At 40.9% G+C, this 18,141-nt stretch carries 15 protein-coding genes; 9 read left to right on the plus strand and 6 right to left on the minus strand.

What is annotated here, in order from left to right; all coding sequences use genetic code 11:
• Positions 1 to 62 precede the first annotated feature (62 nt).
• The 6 genes from AAEY78_RS02105 (at position 63) to AAEY78_RS02130 (ending at position 5,821) form a co-directional block, all read left to right on the plus strand.
• Entirely contained in the window at positions 63 to 1,898 is a 1,836-nt protein-coding gene (locus AAEY78_RS02105) for a hypothetical protein (protein WP_352336914.1), read from the plus strand.
• Between the two features lie 8 nt (positions 1,899 to 1,906).
• Positions 1,907 to 3,202, plus strand: a complete 1,296-nt coding sequence (locus AAEY78_RS02110; RefSeq protein ID WP_352336916.1) for a VWA domain-containing protein — start codon at positions 1,907 to 1,909, stop codon at positions 3,200 to 3,202.
• A 16-nt stretch (positions 3,203 to 3,218) separates the two neighbouring features.
• Positions 3,219 to 3,626, plus strand: coding sequence for a hypothetical protein (locus AAEY78_RS02115; protein WP_352336918.1), 408 nt, complete (start codon positions 3,219 to 3,221; stop codon positions 3,624 to 3,626).
• 412 nt (positions 3,627 to 4,038) lie between these two features.
• A complete protein-coding gene (locus AAEY78_RS02120; RefSeq protein ID WP_352336920.1) occupies positions 4,039 to 4,530 on the plus strand; it encodes a hypothetical protein in 492 nt (163 codons plus the stop codon).
• A gap of 381 nt (positions 4,531 to 4,911) precedes the next feature.
• The gene (locus AAEY78_RS02125; protein ID WP_352336922.1) at positions 4,912 to 5,337 is read left to right on the plus strand and encodes a YbaN family protein; all 426 of its coding nucleotides are present in this window, start codon (positions 4,912 to 4,914) and stop codon (positions 5,335 to 5,337) included.
• Positions 5,338 to 5,611: 274 nt separating this feature from the next.
• Complete coding sequence (locus tag AAEY78_RS02130; RefSeq protein ID WP_062533834.1) at positions 5,612 to 5,821, plus strand: cold-shock protein; 210 nt, start codon at positions 5,612 to 5,614, stop codon at positions 5,819 to 5,821.
• A 328-nt stretch (positions 5,822 to 6,149) separates the two neighbouring features.
• Here AAEY78_RS02130 and AAEY78_RS02135 read toward each other — a convergent pair whose 3' ends face one another.
• On the minus strand, positions 6,150 to 7,232 hold the full coding sequence (locus AAEY78_RS02135) for a YeiH family protein (RefSeq protein WP_352336924.1): 1,083 nt from the start codon (positions 7,230 to 7,232) through the stop codon (positions 6,150 to 6,152).
• 268 nt (positions 7,233 to 7,500) lie between these two features.
• Between AAEY78_RS02135 and AAEY78_RS02140 the strand changes: the two genes are divergently transcribed.
• Positions 7,501 to 8,436 carry a LysR substrate-binding domain-containing protein gene (locus AAEY78_RS02140; RefSeq protein WP_352336926.1) on the plus strand — a complete coding sequence of 312 codons (936 nt, stop codon included), beginning with the start codon at positions 7,501 to 7,503 and terminating at the stop codon, positions 8,434 to 8,436.
• Between the two features lie 204 nt (positions 8,437 to 8,640).
• Here the strand turns inward: AAEY78_RS02140 and AAEY78_RS02145 are convergent, their stop codons facing one another.
• Positions 8,641 to 9,105 carry a universal stress protein gene (locus AAEY78_RS02145; protein WP_352336928.1) on the minus strand — a complete coding sequence of 155 codons (465 nt, stop codon included), beginning with the start codon at positions 9,103 to 9,105 and terminating at the stop codon, positions 8,641 to 8,643.
• A gap of 407 nt (positions 9,106 to 9,512) precedes the next feature.
• On the opposite strand from AAEY78_RS02145, the gene AAEY78_RS02150 reads away from it, so the two are divergent.
• A complete protein-coding gene (locus AAEY78_RS02150; RefSeq protein ID WP_352336930.1) occupies positions 9,513 to 12,578 on the plus strand; it encodes an insulinase family protein in 3,066 nt (1,021 codons plus the stop codon).
• A 113-nt stretch (positions 12,579 to 12,691) separates the two neighbouring features.
• Here the strand turns inward: AAEY78_RS02150 and AAEY78_RS02155 are convergent, their stop codons facing one another.
• Both AAEY78_RS02155 and AAEY78_RS02160 read right to left on the minus strand, forming a co-directional pair.
• Entirely contained in the window at positions 12,692 to 14,011 is a 1,320-nt protein-coding gene (locus tag AAEY78_RS02155; RefSeq protein ID WP_352336931.1) for a serine hydrolase domain-containing protein, read from the minus strand.
• Between the two features lie 192 nt (positions 14,012 to 14,203).
• Positions 14,204 to 14,767, minus strand: coding sequence for an NUDIX hydrolase (locus AAEY78_RS02160; RefSeq protein ID WP_352336933.1), 564 nt, complete (start codon positions 14,765 to 14,767; stop codon positions 14,204 to 14,206).
• Between the two features lie 510 nt (positions 14,768 to 15,277).
• On the opposite strand from AAEY78_RS02160, the gene AAEY78_RS02165 reads away from it, so the two are divergent.
• Positions 15,278 to 16,036 carry an NUDIX hydrolase gene (locus AAEY78_RS02165; RefSeq protein WP_352336935.1) on the plus strand — a complete coding sequence of 253 codons (759 nt, stop codon included), beginning with the start codon at positions 15,278 to 15,280 and terminating at the stop codon, positions 16,034 to 16,036.
• Positions 16,037 to 16,118: 82 nt separating this feature from the next.
• Here AAEY78_RS02165 and AAEY78_RS02170 read toward each other — a convergent pair whose 3' ends face one another.
• Together AAEY78_RS02170 and AAEY78_RS02175 are read right to left on the minus strand one after the other, a co-directional pair.
• Complete coding sequence (locus tag AAEY78_RS02170; RefSeq protein WP_352336937.1) at positions 16,119 to 17,426, minus strand: oxygenase MpaB family protein; 1,308 nt, start codon at positions 17,424 to 17,426, stop codon at positions 16,119 to 16,121.
• Positions 17,427 to 17,478: 52 nt separating this feature from the next.
• The gene (locus AAEY78_RS02175) at positions 17,479 to 18,066 is read right to left on the minus strand and encodes a DUF2799 domain-containing protein (RefSeq protein WP_352336939.1); all 588 of its coding nucleotides are present in this window, start codon (positions 18,064 to 18,066) and stop codon (positions 17,479 to 17,481) included.
• Between the last annotated feature and the right edge of the window lie 75 nt (positions 18,067 to 18,141).

Raw genomic sequence — 18,141 nt, forward strand, 5'->3', positions numbered from 1 at the left:
ATAAAAACTGAATATTTGTGTGCTATTATCTTCAATTTTGATATTTATCAAGGTAAATATATATGGAAAGTGATTTTGAGCGCTGTGACAATCAGGTATCTGAAAATTTTAATAAATGTGCCTTGCAGCTTTCCAGTGAAGAGGTCAAAAATCAGGACGTAGATCTTCATATTATAAATTCTTCCGATCTATTTATCGATTATTTACTGGAAAAGGTGAGATGTCTCAATGGTTTAGAAAATGAAAAGGATTTTGATGTTTTAAAGCTCGTTACTTTAGATGATTTGAAGTTTAATAAATTTCACGATAAAGACGATATAATAAATATTATCAGCAATAGTGTGTTGTACATAGAGAACATAGAGTTCTCTAAAGTAGAAGATAATATTTTAGAAAATTTTAGCTATATAATAGATAAGTTTAAAAAAGTATATTTTACTAACTGCTCATTTAATAGCGAAATGATAAGTAATAGGCATTTTAAATACTACTCTAACTGTACTTTTGACGAAATTTTGAATTTGAAAGCAGATTTTATCTATATTGATAGAAGCGAAGTGGAAAAAAATGAGCTTAAATTGGATGTATTTGAAGATAAATATAGATACTTTAATTGTATATTTGAAAAAAATGTAAACATAAATAATGACGGTGATTATAATTATATATGCTATAACTTATTTCATGATTGTGTTTTTAATAAAGATATAAATATTGAAAAAATAAAAATCAATAGTATTTTTATAAATATATCTGACATGTTGGAAGGTTTGGATAAAAAATGCAGCGATGATAAATGTAAGAAGATATTATTAGATTATAAAAAAAGATATTATTTCAATAAGATTAGTATGTTAAATTGCGAGTTTGAAAGTAATTTCAAACTTAACTTTATGAATATAGATTATGAAAAAGAGATAGTAAATAAAAATATAGATAAGTATAATAAAGAATATATGAATTTATTAGATAATATAAAAGATATTTTTAGTATAAATATCTTGTTGATTGAAGGAACTAAATTCAATAAAAAATTTGAATTGAAAAATTGTATAATAAATGATTTTAACTTTGAAGATTCAAATGTAAAAGGAATCTTTGATGTATATAAAAGTTCATTTATAAAAGCTAGATTCTATAAAAGTATTTTTGAGGAATTCGCTGCCTTTGAGCAAGTGGTATTTGGTAATGGGAAAAATGAAAATAAGACGGAGTTTATATATACTACTTTTAAAGACTTTTCTAATTTTAGGGATACAAAATTTAATTCAGGTTTAAGTTTTTCAAAAGCAAATTTAAAGCAAGAACCTAATTTTTTGAACACTAAAATAAATACGGAAGATACTGATAGAGAGACTTTTAGAATAATAAAGCAGTCTTTTGATGATGTTGGTAATAAGCTTGAAGCAAATAAATTCTTTGCTGAGGAAATGAAGGCTTATAAGAAAGAAATTAATCACATAAAAGTCATGAAAATTCAATATCTTAGAAATATAAAAGAAAATAATAAAGACGTGAAAATTAAGAAATATAAAAAAGATAAGGTTTACGAAGAGTCCAGAAGGGCTAGATGGGTCTTCAACGTTAACAACTTTATTTCTGAATTTGGTGAGAATTATGTCAGACCAATTTCCATTTTAATTATCTCGGTTATTGTATATACAGTAATAACTTTATGGAATAAGTGGTATTTTGAGAGTCACGATTATTTTATGTCATGGAAATGGTTTGATGCGATATCAAGTTTTTTTAATGAATTTGCAGTAAATATACTTCCATTTAGATTGTTTATCAAAGATAGAAATGGAATTGAGTTCATAAGCTTATTTTTCTATATCTGGTTTGCTATATTAATTTGGCAGATAATCATAGCAGTCAAAAGAAATACCCAACGTTAAGGAACACCATGAATCATCTTACCATCGGACAACGCGCGCCTTTAAGCAACCTTGCTATTGACGATACTGCACCCATCACGCTTAAATTCACTCGTCAAAGCCCAATAGAGATGGACAGCAGCTGCTTTGCCTTAGACGCAGCGGGCAAACTGATCAATGATGATTACATGGTGTTTTACAATCAGCCAACCTCACCATGCGGGCAAATCAAGCTCACCCATTACGAATCGCAGCCAACGGCGAATAAAGGCATCCAAGCCGAGTTTGAGGTGAATTTATCCAAACTGGCGACTAATATAGACAGCTTGTTTTTTGTGTTATCAGCCGACACGCCGCTGAATCAAATTCAATCATTAGAGATTGGCATTTGGCAGCAGTCACAAAAGGTACAGGCAGAATATCAAGCAGCAGACTTTGCCCAGCAGCAAGCCAGTATGCTGATGCAGCTTTATCGTAAGAGTGGCGTTTGGCGAATATCTAATGTCGCGCAAGGCTTCAATGGTGGACTTGCCGCCATCGTGCAGCATTTCGGTGGCGATGTAGAAGAGAGTAGCCCACAAGTACTCGAGCCGACCGCAAAGCCAGTGCAAGCAAAACCATCGTTAGAAAAGGTCATGCTAGACAAAGCACCCAAATTGGTCAATCTGGCCAAAAAAGCCACGATATCGCTTGAGAAGCGTCAATTGCAGCAATTAACTGCAAAGGTAGCGTTGGTGTTAGATGCCTCAGGCTCAATGAACAGACAGTACAAAAAAGGCCGCGTGCAAGAAGTGGTCAACCGCCTATTGCCATTGGCAGTGAGCTTCGATGACGACCAAGCGTTAGACTGCTGGGCGTTTGCTCGAGATCCGCAGTATTTGGGTGAGATTGGACTGAGCAACTATGACGGTTTCATTGACAACGCTCATGGCGGCTGGCGCAAATGGGCACTTGGCCCGCGCATCAATAACGAAGCAGAGGTCATGAAAGCCGTCACTGAATTTTATCAAAAAAACGGCTTAGATGTGCCTATATACGTGCTATTTATCAGTGATGGCGGGGTGAATGACAATCGCGGTATCACGAGAGTCATGACGGAAGCGGCGAAACTACCGATATTTTGGCAGTTTGTAGGCTTGGGTGGTCGTGGTTATGGCATCCTAAAAAAACTGGACGACATGACAGGGCGCGTGATTGATAATTGCGACTTTTTTGAATTAGATGATTTGGACGATATCAGTGAAGAAGCTTTGTATGAGAATATGCTAGAAGAGTTTCCAAGCTGGCTAAAAGAAGCTCGTAAGATTGGATTGATAACATCATAACTGAGGAGTAACCGCCATGTTCACTGTGAAAACAACATCAACTACAAAAGCCCTCACTTTAAGTGCTTTGTTTTTAAGTCTAAGCGCTTGCGTTTCACTGCCTACCAATGAAAACATCTTAACAGATGCTGATCTCATTCGAGCTGCCCAGCAAAAAGAATCAGCACCAACCGAAGGCGCGCAGCAGAGAATCATCGGCGTGCATAACGGTATTGCAGTGGTCAAATCCTTTCAATGTTCAGACCTATGTCCGCAGAATACCTTGCGCGTGATTTATTATGACGTACCTACCGATGCCACTTGTAACAGTATTGGCGGTGTGACCAAATCTATATTAGTACCTATTGCCATTACAGTGATGCCAAAAAAATACTGTTTTCCAAAAGCAATCGCAGATTACTGGGAAAGCTATCCTGCTAAATGATAGTGAATGACGAGCCATATTTACCGAGCTGCTAAACAAGCTACGTGTTAATAGCACAACCATGCAGCTTCAACTTTGAACTGTATTTTTAACGCCTAACGCATTTATACTTAATCACATATATAGAGGGTCATAACTATCAATCGTTATGACCCTTTAATTTTTATCGCATAAATATATAAACAATAAGCACAACTCTTAGCGTTGCTACAATAAAGCCGCTTAGAAGAGCACTTTTTTACAAACAAAAGTAGTAGGGCTGCTAAGATAAATATAGGCGCATAACTTGCTATAAGTTTTGAGACTGTATAAAACTGTATCAATAAAAAAATAAACACAAAATATTATATCGAATCTTGTAATACACGAGATATTTTTAAATCAAGTTTCTCTAGGTTTAGGAATAATTACTATGATAAAGATAAATATGTATGTCATTTTTTGGATCGCCCTGTCGTTTTTTACCTTTCTTATTGCTATGAGTAATATAAAAGGTCATAAATTAATCCGTGATAACGGTTCTATGCCAGAAGCGCTCAGTAGTGATAGGCTCGCTATTGAATCCAGTTTTTATCGACCGGATGCAACGTGGCACGATATTATATTTTTCCATGCCTCTGCGTCGGGTGTCGCTATCGTACTTTTGGTTTTAATTATCAAGGGCGAGGCGTTGTTTCCTGGTACGGTTGTCTTTTTTGGCGCACTGTCTTCTATCGCCATATTTACCATTAGTATGGTGCTGCTGTTATTAGCCTTCTATTTTTATACCATCTCCATTTTGAAGCTTGGCAATACATTATCTACCATGCAGATTAATGGCAAAGATATCAAAACCATGTACGCGATTATGGCTGTCTTTGGCTATTTTTTGATATTTGCCTTACTAGCGTTAATATTGGTTTAGAATCTAACCACTAAGTATCATTAATTAAATAAGAAAAACCGCTCACAACTTGAACTGTGAGCGGTTTTTTTATCTGATTTATTTGTTTTAAAAATAAGAGTGCCATCACTTAAAATAGAGCGAATGCTATATTTTATTTGTCTCAACATGATATTAATTACCATGTTAAAGAAAATGGTACTTAAATAGTTGATTGTGGTTATTTACTCAATTACTAAGCAAACATACCCAGTAGAAGCAAAACCATGCAAAATCGGTCTTGAACTGAGCTATTAACTTCTTTATCTTTGATAGCTTATATAGGTAGTCCTTACTATCTAAACCTATTATCTACTTAAGCCTATTGATGATCTAAGCTTACCACCTATTGATACCACTTTTATGACTCAAATAAAAAACGCTTTTTATCATCGACCCAAGACCAATCAATCCAAAAGCCCAACAGTGCGTTGGATGCTGCTTGGCGCAGGCTGGCTGTTCTTTGCCTTGGGTATCATTGGTATATTACTGCCTGTCATGCCAACTGCGCCTTTTATCTTACTAGCCGCAGGTTGCTGGGCGCGTAGCTCACGACGGTTTCACTTTTGGCTGATTAATCATAAGTATTTTGGTAAATTTGTCCGAGATTGGGAAAATAATCATGCTGTACCGTTATATGCCAAGTTTATTGCTACTATTATGATGGCGATCTCCACGGCCATGTTATTTTTTCAACTGCCTGCCGATATAATATGGGTGGCTTGGCTGGTAGCCACCGTGTGTACTGGAGTTGCGATATATTTATTCAGGCTACCCAATGCAAAATAACGGGTAAATTATGGCTATAAAAGATGAGCTAAGTTGCAGTTAATACGATAAATAACCTGACTATTGGGCTTCTGTTACACGAAATATCAGATAAGACTTGCGATAGTAGCAGACCCCCCTTATAATGTACCCAAGCTTAAGAGCAGTTCTGCACCAAATCATTACCTCGTAGTATTAGTTATAATCCTTCGTTTTAATATTTATCGTTCAGTAGCTATTTGCAAGCGTTACCGGTCACTAGACCATTAATAAATTAGAAATTAGGGTTATCATTATGTCAGATACTATGAAAGGTACAGTTAAGTGGTTCAACGAAGCTAAAGGCTTTGGTTTTATCGCTCCAGAAAGCGGCGCAGACGTTTTTGCTCATTACAGCGAAATCACTGGTTCAGGCTTCAAAACTTTAGCTGAAGGCCAAGAAGTTGAGTTCACTGTAACTCAAGGTCAAAAAGGTCCACAAGCTCATAACATCGTTGCTATCTAATCTGTCTTTATAGACATTTAGAGCAAGATGAATAAAAAAACGAACCTTCGGGTTCGTTTTTTTATGCCTGTTATTTGATGTTTTATGCTTGTGGTGGTAAAAGTTAAAGAGGTTTTATTATCTAATCTTTAAAAGCTGATCAATCCAACTGTTTTTAACAGTCCAAATTTTCAATATTTTGAATAGCTTATAAAGACATATAACCAATCATCATATAAGCACTCAGCACTCAGTAATTAATACTCAATGCAAAAAGCCTACAATCAATTGTAGGCTTTTTTTAGTTTGGTTGGTGATATTAGTTACTAATAATAGTCAGTACACTGTTCTATATTAAGCTGATGCCAATATTAATCAGACCACCACCAACGATTAACCATACAAACATAATCGCGCCAAGTATTAGAGGTCTCACGCCTGCTTGTTTAATAGCACTTAGATGCGTGGTCAGACCAAGGGCGAACATTGCCATTGTTAGTAAGATATCATCTACCATTACCATGGCTTGCTCAAAGCCTGCGCTCATATTAAGCCAAGTATGTAGCACAACGATGAAAATAAAGATAAAGGCGAACCACGGTACTTTGACTTGCTGAACACGATTCATAAATGAAGGTTTTTCGCCATTGTCACTGCTGCCTTTGGTTAAAGCAAAAGACAAGACCAGTAAGAAAGGTGCCAGCATCATAACCCGAATCATTTTGGTAACGACAGCGGTATCGCCCACATCGGCATTGACCGCGTTACCAGCAACCACCACTTGCGCCACTTCATGAATGGTCGAGCCAGTATAGACGCCATAGTCTTGCGCGCTAAGCCATGGCTGTAACCAACCAAGATGGTACAAAAACGGATACAGTATCATCGCAATCGTACCGAATACCACCACTGTGGCGACTGCAATAGTGACTTTATGCGCTTCGGCTTTGACGATAGGGTCAGCGGCGATAACGGCAGCGGCACCGCAAATACTGGCACCGGAGCCAATTAATATTGTGGTTTGTTTATCGACCTTTAATAATTTAGTCCCTATCCAATAGGTGATCAAAAAAGTGGATGTAAGCACCAAGGCATCACTCATAACGGCGGGCATGCCCACGCTTGCAACTTGAGTTAAGGTTAATTTAAAACCATAAAACATAATGGCTAAACGCAGAATTTGCCCTTTAGCAAAGCAAACCCCTCCATTCAAGCGTTCAGCGGCATGACCATAAACCGTATTGCCCAGTATCATACCGATTAAGATTGCTAAGGTTAATGACGATAAGCCAACGATGCGCCCATTGGTCCATGCCTGTAGAGCAGTATTCAACCATAAGCAAAATAAGCTACCGATCAGCACAACAATAAGTCCGGCTAGGTGACGACTGCGCGGAATATAACTGGCAACTGCTTGGGTAAAGGCTTTCATGACTGAGTGTCCTATGAGCATGTTGAGAGATGGTGAGTGCTGATCCTTAATACGAGCTTTAACAACTTAATTTGTCAGTCAGCACTTCTTGATAATCCAGATAAGCATAAGCTTATAAATAGATATTATAAAGAAAAGCTATATATAATAAAAACAGATTAATAAGATACAACCTATCTATTTTTTAGGTTAATATTAATTAATGTATGATGGAGAAGTTTTAGGATATAAGAGCATTAGCAAAACATGGCAGCAAGGAGCTAGATGAATGAAAAAGGCAATGCAAACCTTACCGAAGATAACACTGCGGCAGCTGGCAGTATTTGTGAGTATTTATCAGACGGGCAGCACCAGCCGCGCTAGTGAAGAGCTGCATTTGTCGCAATCAGCGGTCAGTAGTGCCTTAACTGAATTAGAGTCGCGCTTACAAATGCCGTTGTTTGAGCGAGTAGGGCGCAGGCTTAATCAGCACCCAAACGCCCATCCTATTTATATCCAAGCGCAGGCAATATTAGGGCAAGCGCTGACACTGGAGCATTATCATAAGCATCAAGCCGGACAGATTCATATTGGCGCAAGTACCACCATTGGTAATTATGTCTTGCCGCCATTATTAGCCAAGCTATATGGCGTACAGCCTAAGGCAAATGTGGATTTATATATTGCCAGTACGCAAGAGGTGGTGGCGGAAGTTGAGAAGCTAAATATTGATATCGCCTTAGTCGAGGGCATGCCGCGCCCAGCCGATAGTAAGGCAATAGAGCAGCGCGCCTGGCGAACCGATACTTTGATGATATTTGCGAAGCGTGATAGTAAATGGCTGAATGGTGTAGCAGAGTATGATGCCATGGATGACTGCTATCGATTAAGCATTACCCAACTGGCAAAACTACCATTATTAGTCAGAGAAACTGGCTCAGGAACGCGGCAAATCATTGATGAGCAGCTGTTGCAGTATATGCCTGACGCTGACGTAGTGATGGCAATCCAGCAATCAGAAGCCATTAAGCATATGGTTAGTGCGGATATTGGGTTGGGTTGTTTGTCGCAGCATGTCATTCATGCTGAGTTGGCAAGCGGTAACTTGATTCAGGTCAAGGTTGCTGGGATAGATTTAGCGCGAACATGGTGGTTAGTCTGGCACAAAGCACGCCATCAAAGTCCTATTTGGCAGACCTTTATTGATATCATTAGCGAGGCTTGATCAATAATACTTTTGATCAATAATGCGTTAAAGATAAGTTATAGCTAATTTATGGCTAAAAAAATGCCGCATAGTTAATAATCTATGCGGCATTTTTTATTAATGTATTTTATTATTTTGCATTAATTATTCTGTTTGACTAAATAACTAACATGGTAGTTTTAATTATTAATAAAGTAATGCTCTGTCTACTTATTATAATGCCTATTTATTATGAACTGGTTTATCCAATCTTACGACCAAGCTATCACAAGGTACGTTTGGCAAAATATTATCAGCCGTTGCACCGCTAAGCCAAGCGGCAATACCATGACGCTCATGGCGACCAATAACCAGCAAATCAACATGATGCTTTTCACAATAGTTAATAATGCCTTCACTATTAGAGATAGCAGTAGTTACCTCAGAGTTGACATTATATAGCTGATTACGCTCTAAAAACTCCGCTAAACGTCCTCGGGCTTCTTGACAGCGCTCATCATCAATCTGATCATATAGGCTAGAGGCGGGCACCAGCTCATAGCCAAAACCAACCATGGTGTCTTTGACAATATGTAGTACTGACAGCCTTGATTCAGGGCGATTGGCAACGATATGCTTGGCGCGTTCTGCCACGATATCGGCATCGGATAACAAGTCTGTGACCAATAAAATATGTTTGTAAATCATGAGTATCCTCCTCCTATCAGATAATGCTTACTATAGCACTGGTCATGACAACTGTTCAGTAGTGCTATAGTTAACGCCAGCTATATCACCCACTGCATGACGTAATGTGTAAGGCTTTAAAGGCTTAACTTTTCTCTGTTGCCTTGACTTCTTAGCATGACCACCCCATGTATTACCGTTAGGAAAATTCTATTTAACCGTTTTGCTCATTGGCTTGACTGTACTACTAAATACGAAGAGTACCCAAATATTGATGCCATATCACTATGATATGACCATGTTATAGCCATATTAGAACTATGATTAAATCTGCCATTATCGATAATATCCTATAGCAATTACCTTTTTAATCTTCACTTTTTAACCATTATTTATCCTGCTATTAACGGTAAATACTAAGGACAACTATGACTGACACGCCATTTACTGCTGATTTAACTTTGCATCCTGCTTTTGCGCTCATTGAGCATCGTCATATCGAGGCGCTGTCGATGGATGTGCTGATCAGTCAGCATGTGCAAACCGGAGCGATGCATTATCATTTGGCACATGCCAGTGATGAAAATGCTTTTCTGGTAGGTTTTCGCACCCAGCCGATGGATTCAAAAGGCGAGGCACATATTTTAGAACACGTGGCACTCTGCGGCTCAAAAAAATTCCCCGTTCGTGATCCGTTTTTCTCGATGATTAAACGCTCATTGAATACCTTTATGAATGCGATGACAGCGGCGGATTGGACCGCATATCCGTATGCCACCCAAAATAAAAATGACTATTTTAATTTATTAGCCGTTTATCTGGATGCGTCATTTTTCCCGAATATTCACCCGCTTGATTTTGCCCAAGAAGGTATTCGCGTTGAGTTAGACGAAAATGATAAGCCGCAATTTAAGGGTATCGTCTTTAATGAGATGAAAGGCGCGATGAGTGGCGAGATTGACCAGTTGTATCATGCGGTAGCCCATCATTTATTCCCAACCACGACTTATCATTATAATTCTGGCGGTGATCCTGCTGATATTCCTGACTTAACGCATAATGAGTTGGTTGAGTTTCATCATAGCCATTATCATCCGTCGAACAGTGTGATTATGAGCTTTGGTAATATTCCGGTGGCGGAAACCCAAGCCAAAATTCATGACGATGCGCTGATTCAGTTTGAGACCGGCAAAAAGCATGTGTCACGCCCTGAAGTCCGTTTGAGTGCGCCAATCACTGCTACAGATACTTATACCGCTGATGAAGAGGGTCCCGATCAAACCCATCACGTGGTGGCTTGGTTATTGCCGTCGATTATTGATCCTAAGCAGCGTTTGGCGTTACGTTTGTTAGAGGGCGTATTGGTTGAGCATGCAGGCTCGCCATTGCGCGCGTATCTCGACAGTCATCCACTGGGTAAAGCGCCAAGTCCACTGTTGGGTCTTGATGACAGCCATTATGAAATGGTGTTTTATACCGGTCTGCGCGGCTCCAATCCTGAGCATGCCGAAGCCGTTGAGCAAGGTATTATCGATTTGCTGACCCAAGTGGCAAGCCAACCGATAGATGATGAAACGATTGAGACTATATTGCATCAAATCGAGATTGATCAGCGTCATATTGGTGGCGATAGTATGCCCTATGGTCTTAATTTGATGTTAGAAGGCTTTAGTACCGCGATTCATGACGGCAATCCGATTGATGTGTGGGAAGTTGATGAGCATTTATTATGGTTACGTGAGCAAGTGCAGGATAAAGAGTGGTTGCCGAATTTAATTAAACAGCATTTACTTGATAATCAGCATCGCGTCCGCGTGACACTCACGCCAGATAGTGAGAAATCAGCCCGTCTGGCGGCAGCTGAGCAGGTGCGCTTAGATACTATCGCCATGGATTTAACTGTCCATGATAAAGATGTTTTAAAACAGCAAGCGCTAGATTTAGCAGCGCGCCAAGCAGTACCGGATGATTTAAGCTTGTTGCCAAAAGTGGGCTTAGAAGATGTGCCGACCGATATTAGCTTTAAACAAGGCACCCAAAAGCAAATCCAGTTAAGCGGCAAAGAAAGTACCTTATTTGAATATGAAGCGGGCACTAACGGCTTGTATTATTACCAAATCATTGTGCCATTAACTGATGAGATTGGTGCGACAAATTCTAATGAGCTGCCAGCCAATGAGGTGATTAATCATCCATTATTGCCGATTTATTTAAGCTTGTTGTCAGAGCTGGGCACCGATTCGATGGATGCCTATGAGCTGCAAGCCAAGCAAGCGGCGCATTCATCAGGAGTAACGGCACGGGTCAGCCAGCGCACCAATATTGACAGCAACCAATCCATCAGCAGCTATTTTGTAGTAGCAACGCGTGCGCTCAATCGTAAGCCTGAAGCCATTGATTTGGTCAAAGAGGTGATGGAGCACAGTATCTTTACTGAGCATGATCGTATTAAAGAGATTTTGCAGCAGCGTCAATCAGGCTGGCAGTCTAACCTTGCCGGTTCTGGTCATGCTTATGCCATGCAAACGGCAAGTCGCGGTATGAGCCGTCAGTCGCAGTTAGAATATGTGCGCAGTGGTTTGCCAGCGCTCAATGCGTTAAAAGACTTCTTAACTCATGCTGCCACCGACGATACCCAGTGGGATCAGTTGGCAACCAGCTTGATGAATCTGCATCAACGTATTATTAGCTTGCCCAAGCATGCGCTGCTCATTTGCGAAGCTGAGCAAGCAGAGCGTTTGCGTGATTTAATCGTCAACAGTTGGAAGGACAGTCGTGCCGCAAAGCTTGCGACAAAAGATATTAATACTGCCGTTAATATTCCTCGTGAATTTGCGGATTTAACCATTAATCCAGCTTTGGATGGCGAAGACAATACACCGGAAATTGCCAACAATGGTGAGACAGTAGATGTTGCGGATTTAGCATGGTTGGTGGCAACCAATGTCTATCATAATGCCAGTGCTTATACCGTTCCTGCGCCTGAGCATCCTGATACCGCTGCCTTGATGGTATTAGCGCCTTACCTGCGTAATGGCTATTTACATAGTGCCATTCGTGAGCGCGGCGGTGCCTATGGTGGTGGTGCGGGTTATGATGGCAATGCATGTGCCTTTAAATTCTTTAGCTACCGCGATCCGCATTGCGCTGAAACCTTTGCCCATTTTGATGCCAGTATTGAATGGCTGCTTAATGAGCCACAAACCGCTGAGCAATTAGAGGAAGCTATTTTAGGCATTGTATCGGGTATGGATAAGCCAGGTTCGCCAGCAGGTGAAGCGGTCAAGGCATGTTTTGCCGATTTACATCATCGCGGTATTGAGTGGCAGCGTAAAATGCGCGCGGCAATTTTGGCAGTCACGATTGCTGACTTACAGCGTGTGGCTAAGCAGTATCTGCAAGGCCAAAAACACGTACGTGCTGTACTTGCGCCGTATGATAAAGAAGAGGCTGTTAAAGCATTGGGCTTTGATATTTGCAAAATTAAAAGCTAATGGTTTAATCAATAGTCTAATAATTTAATATTAATTAGTATAAAAAAACCGCCGCTTTCAATAGAAACGGCGGTTTTTATTTTTTATAGAAAATAGCTATTAATTTTAAGTGCTTACTTTTTAATTAAATAATTTGCCAGTGCGCTATAAGCAGGTAATGAGGTCGGATCAATTTTGCCGTTACCCGCTTCAGGATAAGAGGCAAAACGTACGATGACCATGTCAGCGGCTGGATCAACATAAACCGTCTGACCGTGAACACCGCGCGCAGCATAAATAGGCGTGGGGTTATTAAACAGCCACCACATGCTCTTATAGCTGCCATTTTTTAGTTGATCGTAACCCGATTTTGCAAATACTTTTTTATCGCCGCCAGCTTCGATACTATCGACTACCGCAGCAGGGAATAAGCGCTGTCCGTTAATTTCGCCTTTATTTAACATCAAGCTACCAATACGTGCCATATCGTGTAAACCAGCGCTGACACCGCCACCGGCAAAGGGCGTACCTTTGGCATCGACTGTCATATAAGCGCTTTGTTCGGCACCGATTTTTTGCCAAATGCGCTCTGATAATAGCTCATCTACTGCTTTGCCCGTGGTACGCGAGATAATCCAGCCGAGCGCATCACTATTGATGGTTCGGTAATTAAATGCTACGCCATGAGTGCCTTTTTTCTTCACGGTTTGTAGATATTCAAAATAACCATTAGGACCAGTATAGTCTTTAGCTTTGGGTAAGGGGCTTGCTGCTGCTGAATATTGCCAGATATCCGCATCAGGGTCGGCATAATCTTCGCTATAATCCAGCGCGGTGGTCATATCCATTACTTGGCGAACGGTGGCATCACCAAATCCACTGTTTTTTAGCTCAGGAATGATCGTACCGACTAAGGCTTTATCGTTCAATTTACCTTCGATAACCAAGGTTTCTGCCAACAATCCAGTGAGCGATTTGGTCATCGACATCGCGGCGTGATTGCCCAGCTCATTAAGACAGCCGTTTTGACGCTCATAAACGACCTTCCCATGATGCATGACCATAATACCGTCGGTATAGTTGGCATCAAGTGACTGCCGCCAAGTCATTTTTTGCTTACTGCCAGTTGGGGTAAAGGTAATTGCATCAATATTTTTATCAAGGGCATAGTCAAGCTTAGAGGGCGCACCGATACCACGGCTGACTTCACTGGTGGGCATTAGCTCGCGAATATGGCAAACCGTCCAGCGCAATTTTGGAAAGCTAAAAAAATCGGACTCTGGCTGTGATATAAGCTTCTCTTTTGGCGGCGGAAAGCCTTGCATCCAGCCCATAACTTGAGGGTCAGATTGTTGCGCTGTTAATGGGGTATTCTCAGCATGAGCGCTTACCGTGGCAAGCCCAAGGGCTAAGGTAAGCGGTAATAAGGCAAAAGACTGGTGTAATGGGCGCATAGTAACCTCGGCAATGGACTCAGCAATTACATGAGAAGCAATGGCTTTTTAAAGGCAATATAAACTTTAAATATAAACAATAAAAAGCCGTCGATGAGATTTGAGGATAAATCTTATCAACGGCTTTTACTACTTGCTTTTGTAAGCCCATTATTTCAGTTGAATTACCTGTACTGCTTAAATAGGTACGGCTTAAAAGCGCTTAATGCTTTGGTCTTTATCAATATAATCTTGATGCACCGGAAAATCGGCATGGTCAGAAAATTGCTTGCGATCGGCAAAAAAGTTCACCAAGGTGCGTCGTACTGCCTCAAAGGCAATCTTATCCCATGGAATATCTTCTTCGGCAAATAAAGCGCAGTCTAAACTCTCTGAGCCAATACCATATGCGCCGTCTTTTAAATCATTCAGATAAATGATATAAATTTGACCGATATGCGGCAAATCATAAATGCAGTATAAATGCGGATTGGTCACCACAGCATCAGCTTCTTCAAAGCTCTCACGCGCTGCACCTTCAGCGATGGTTTCGCCATTTTCCATAAAGCCTGCGGGCACCGTCCACAAGCCATATTGCGGCTCAATAGCACGACGGCATAACAGCACTCGACCTTTATGTACCACCAAGGAACCGCAAATTATTTTAGGGTTTTCATAATGAATATAGTGACAGTTTGGGCATACCAAACGCGGTATATTATCAGTGGCGGGAATTTTGCGTTCAGCTTCGTGACCGCATTCAAGACAATAACGCATATAAGCTGCCTTTTATCAATGAAAGGAGGGATAATCTAAACAAGCATTAATTCGAACAAAAGATAATTTTAATAAGAGTTAATTTCAATAATAGATAGTCTAAACAATAACAGGTAAAGGCGTAATGCCCTATCGTTCTTTACCTTAATCGTACCTAATCGTTAGTTTAAATTTGATTGAACATTGGTTTTAAGGAACATTGGTTTAAGATAGCACAAATTTATTCAGTAGCGCAGCCTCATCGTTGCCAATGGTCATTGCCGCTTGATGTATAACCTAATCATGACAGTCTTGAAAAACGACAGTTAAGAAGGCATCTAAGAGAATAGGTTCTATTTTGCGGTCATATACTTCTGACCATTATTCCGGATACCATCAATCTCTACCAACATTATTATAAATTAGTGACAATATTAAGTGATTAATAACCTTAAATTATTAGCAATTTTAAATGAGTGACTACAGTATCAGATCAATTGTAATGACTAAAACTAAAGGACGGATTCTATAATGGCATTCCTACCGCGTTCGCCACATTTTGATGAATTAGCAGTTGCTTTGCCTGCTGATATTCGTCAGCCTATTTTAAGGCAGCTGGCAGAGCGCATGCAGGGTGAGCTTTTAGGGTTAGAGTCATCCTTATCAGTGCAATTAGCCGTACCTTGTCCTGTAAATAATGACCAAGATGCGACTACTCAAAGCCTACGGGTTTTGAATATGTTGTATCAAACGCCGCTTGCTGATGCCTCAATTTTGGTTGCCATTACTAATGAACCACGTCCAAAATTACTACTAACACGCCGAGCCATACACATGAACAGTCATGCAGGGGAGGTGTCGTGTGCCGGCGGAAAATATGAGAGTGGCGATGGTAATAACGTCGTGACTGCGTTGCGTGAGGCATGTGAGGAAACCGCGCTACCACCTAATAAAGTACAACTGCTCGGTCAGTTGCCCATCCAAACGTCTAAAAGTGGTATGAGCGTGCGCCCTATTGTGGCATTGATTGCCCCAGATTTGGTGTTGGTGCCGGATCAAGGAGAGATATCGCGTATTTTTTGGGCGGATTTTGAGACGCTGATTACCCAACCAACGGTTGAATATCGTGTGCGCTATACCATGCAAGCTCAAACATCAACCTTGCTGACGCCCAGTTGGGAGATTGATGGCGAAACGGTATGGGGCTTAACAGGGCGCGTGCTGGCAAGTTTGTTAGAGACTGGTTTTGATCGTCAGCTTGACTGGTATTATCATATCCAAAATACGTAGCGGTAAAATTAAAAATTGGCATATTTTATATGGCATATTGTTTGTCGTTGATGATCGTTTCTAGATAGCCATTTATAAATAACTACTTATAATAGTCGTCGTTTTTCTTTAGCCACCAGTTCATGTTGTCTTGGCGTTTTGCACGAAATTGCTCAAGCTTATTAGCAACGATTTTATTGTGCTGGCGGGCGGTATCAAGAGCGAATAAAATCGGTACTGAAGACAAAACACCAAAGCGAATCTTTGACTTTGGCAGCTCTAAACCATCGCCAATATCATCACCAACTAGCGTGCGCGTCACACTGGCATTGACCATCTCAACAAAGCGCCCACGCCGATTGTCCTCGCCCATCAGTTGCCGCGGCAAATCATGCAGGGCTTTCGCTAGTGGTCGTCCCATCTTAAAATCAAGCTGCTGAATGGACAAATACGTATACAGCCACTCCCAACAGGCGGTTTCATCTTTTGGCAAACGCTGCAAATCAACGCCCATCCAGTAGCTGGCAAGATTCCATAAATGCAAGATACCTTCTGCTTCCTCATAACTGATACGTGCCCCGAGCAGGCGTAGACCGCGCATAATCAATAGCGAGAATTGCAAATGAGTGGCAATCATATCAGTCTGATTAATTGGCACACCCCAATAGTCGGTATTCCAGCTACCGTCGGGATGATGGTGTTGCGCGGCATCGGCTATGACGCCATTTGCCGCGGTTAATTTACCTTTGAGTAAATTTTGCCGCACTAGGGTATGAATCTGGCGCACCTGTATCGATTGTCGCCAGCCTTCAGAACCAATGGCTAAAACGTTAGTAATAGGCGTACGTTGTGTACTGATATCTGATTGCGCATGTTCAGATACAGCAAGAATATAAGCATAGGTACGCATCAAGCGCGGCAGGGCATCGTGCATCAAAGCACCGGTTTGAATCAGTGGCAAAGACAGCGCAGGAATACTATAGCCTGCCATCAATGCCACATTACGCAACAGCCAAATCAGCATTAACGGATAGCGACGATAAGCCACCGCGCCAATATGCGCAAGCTGTGGATTATACCAATCGGGGTGACTGCTAAACTGCTCAATGAGTGCCATAAATGCGCTATTGTCAGCAAGCTTGTCGTCCATATCCCCAGTAAGGATGGCATGTTGTAAAGGTTTGGCAAAGCGAATGCCATCTGCCGCCAGTGCATCTGCCAGCGGATCACCGATGTCATAACCTGAGACTATCTCTTCTAATAAAGCAGGAGAAATGACAAAGTCTTTTGGTAAAAGATAACGCTTAATCCGTTTTAATACTTGTAAGTCACTATGATTGTCGATGGCAGTAGTACGTCCATGCCGCAAATAATTGAGGGGTAAGCAGTTCGCGGTAGATTGAGTGGTCATGTTAGTGTGCGATGCCTCTTGATAGCTTATAGGTTTCAAGTGTAGGCTAAGGTTATAGCGAACGCTCGTACAATCGACTCAACCGTCTAAGTTCAAACTCATTTTGAGTAATGCGTTGCGAGATGCGTCGAAACTCACTGGGCAATTTGATGTAATAGGCGCGCGCGTCTTTCTCATTTTTAAAATGTAATAGCTCGCCCTCGCGTAACTTGTCAAACTCGTGCTGATATTTTTCTAATAGTTTATTATCACGCTCTATCTCACCGTTTAGCTTATACAGTGCCAGCCCTTGCTGATTACCGCGTTGTAGCTGACTTGATGTTTCAGCCGGGCAGACATTATTGATTGTTTGTCCACGTCTGCCGATATTGTAAGCATTATTCACCGTACAGTATTGTTTAAGACCGAGCACCCGTCCGCGCTCCCAGCCTTGATAATCTGGCGTCACACTTGCCTTAGCACAGGCTTTAGTATGCGAGGCTAAGCGCTCAGGGTAATGACCTAATATTCCATCATTATAGCCAATCATCTGCCAATTGCCGACCGTGCACTCTTCTTTGGTCAATGTTGCACAACTGGATAATAAAACCATGCTAGCCGTCATTGATAACGGTAATAACAAGCATCGCCATAAGCGCATAACTAACCCCTATAACGGCAAAAATTGCCTATTATTTATATTGTGAATGTTACAGACTATCTAGAGCTTTTTATT

This window comes from Psychrobacter sp. 16-MNA-CIBAN-0192 (genome assembly GCF_040309565.1).
Classification (GTDB): Bacteria; Pseudomonadota; Gammaproteobacteria; order Pseudomonadales; family Moraxellaceae; genus Psychrobacter.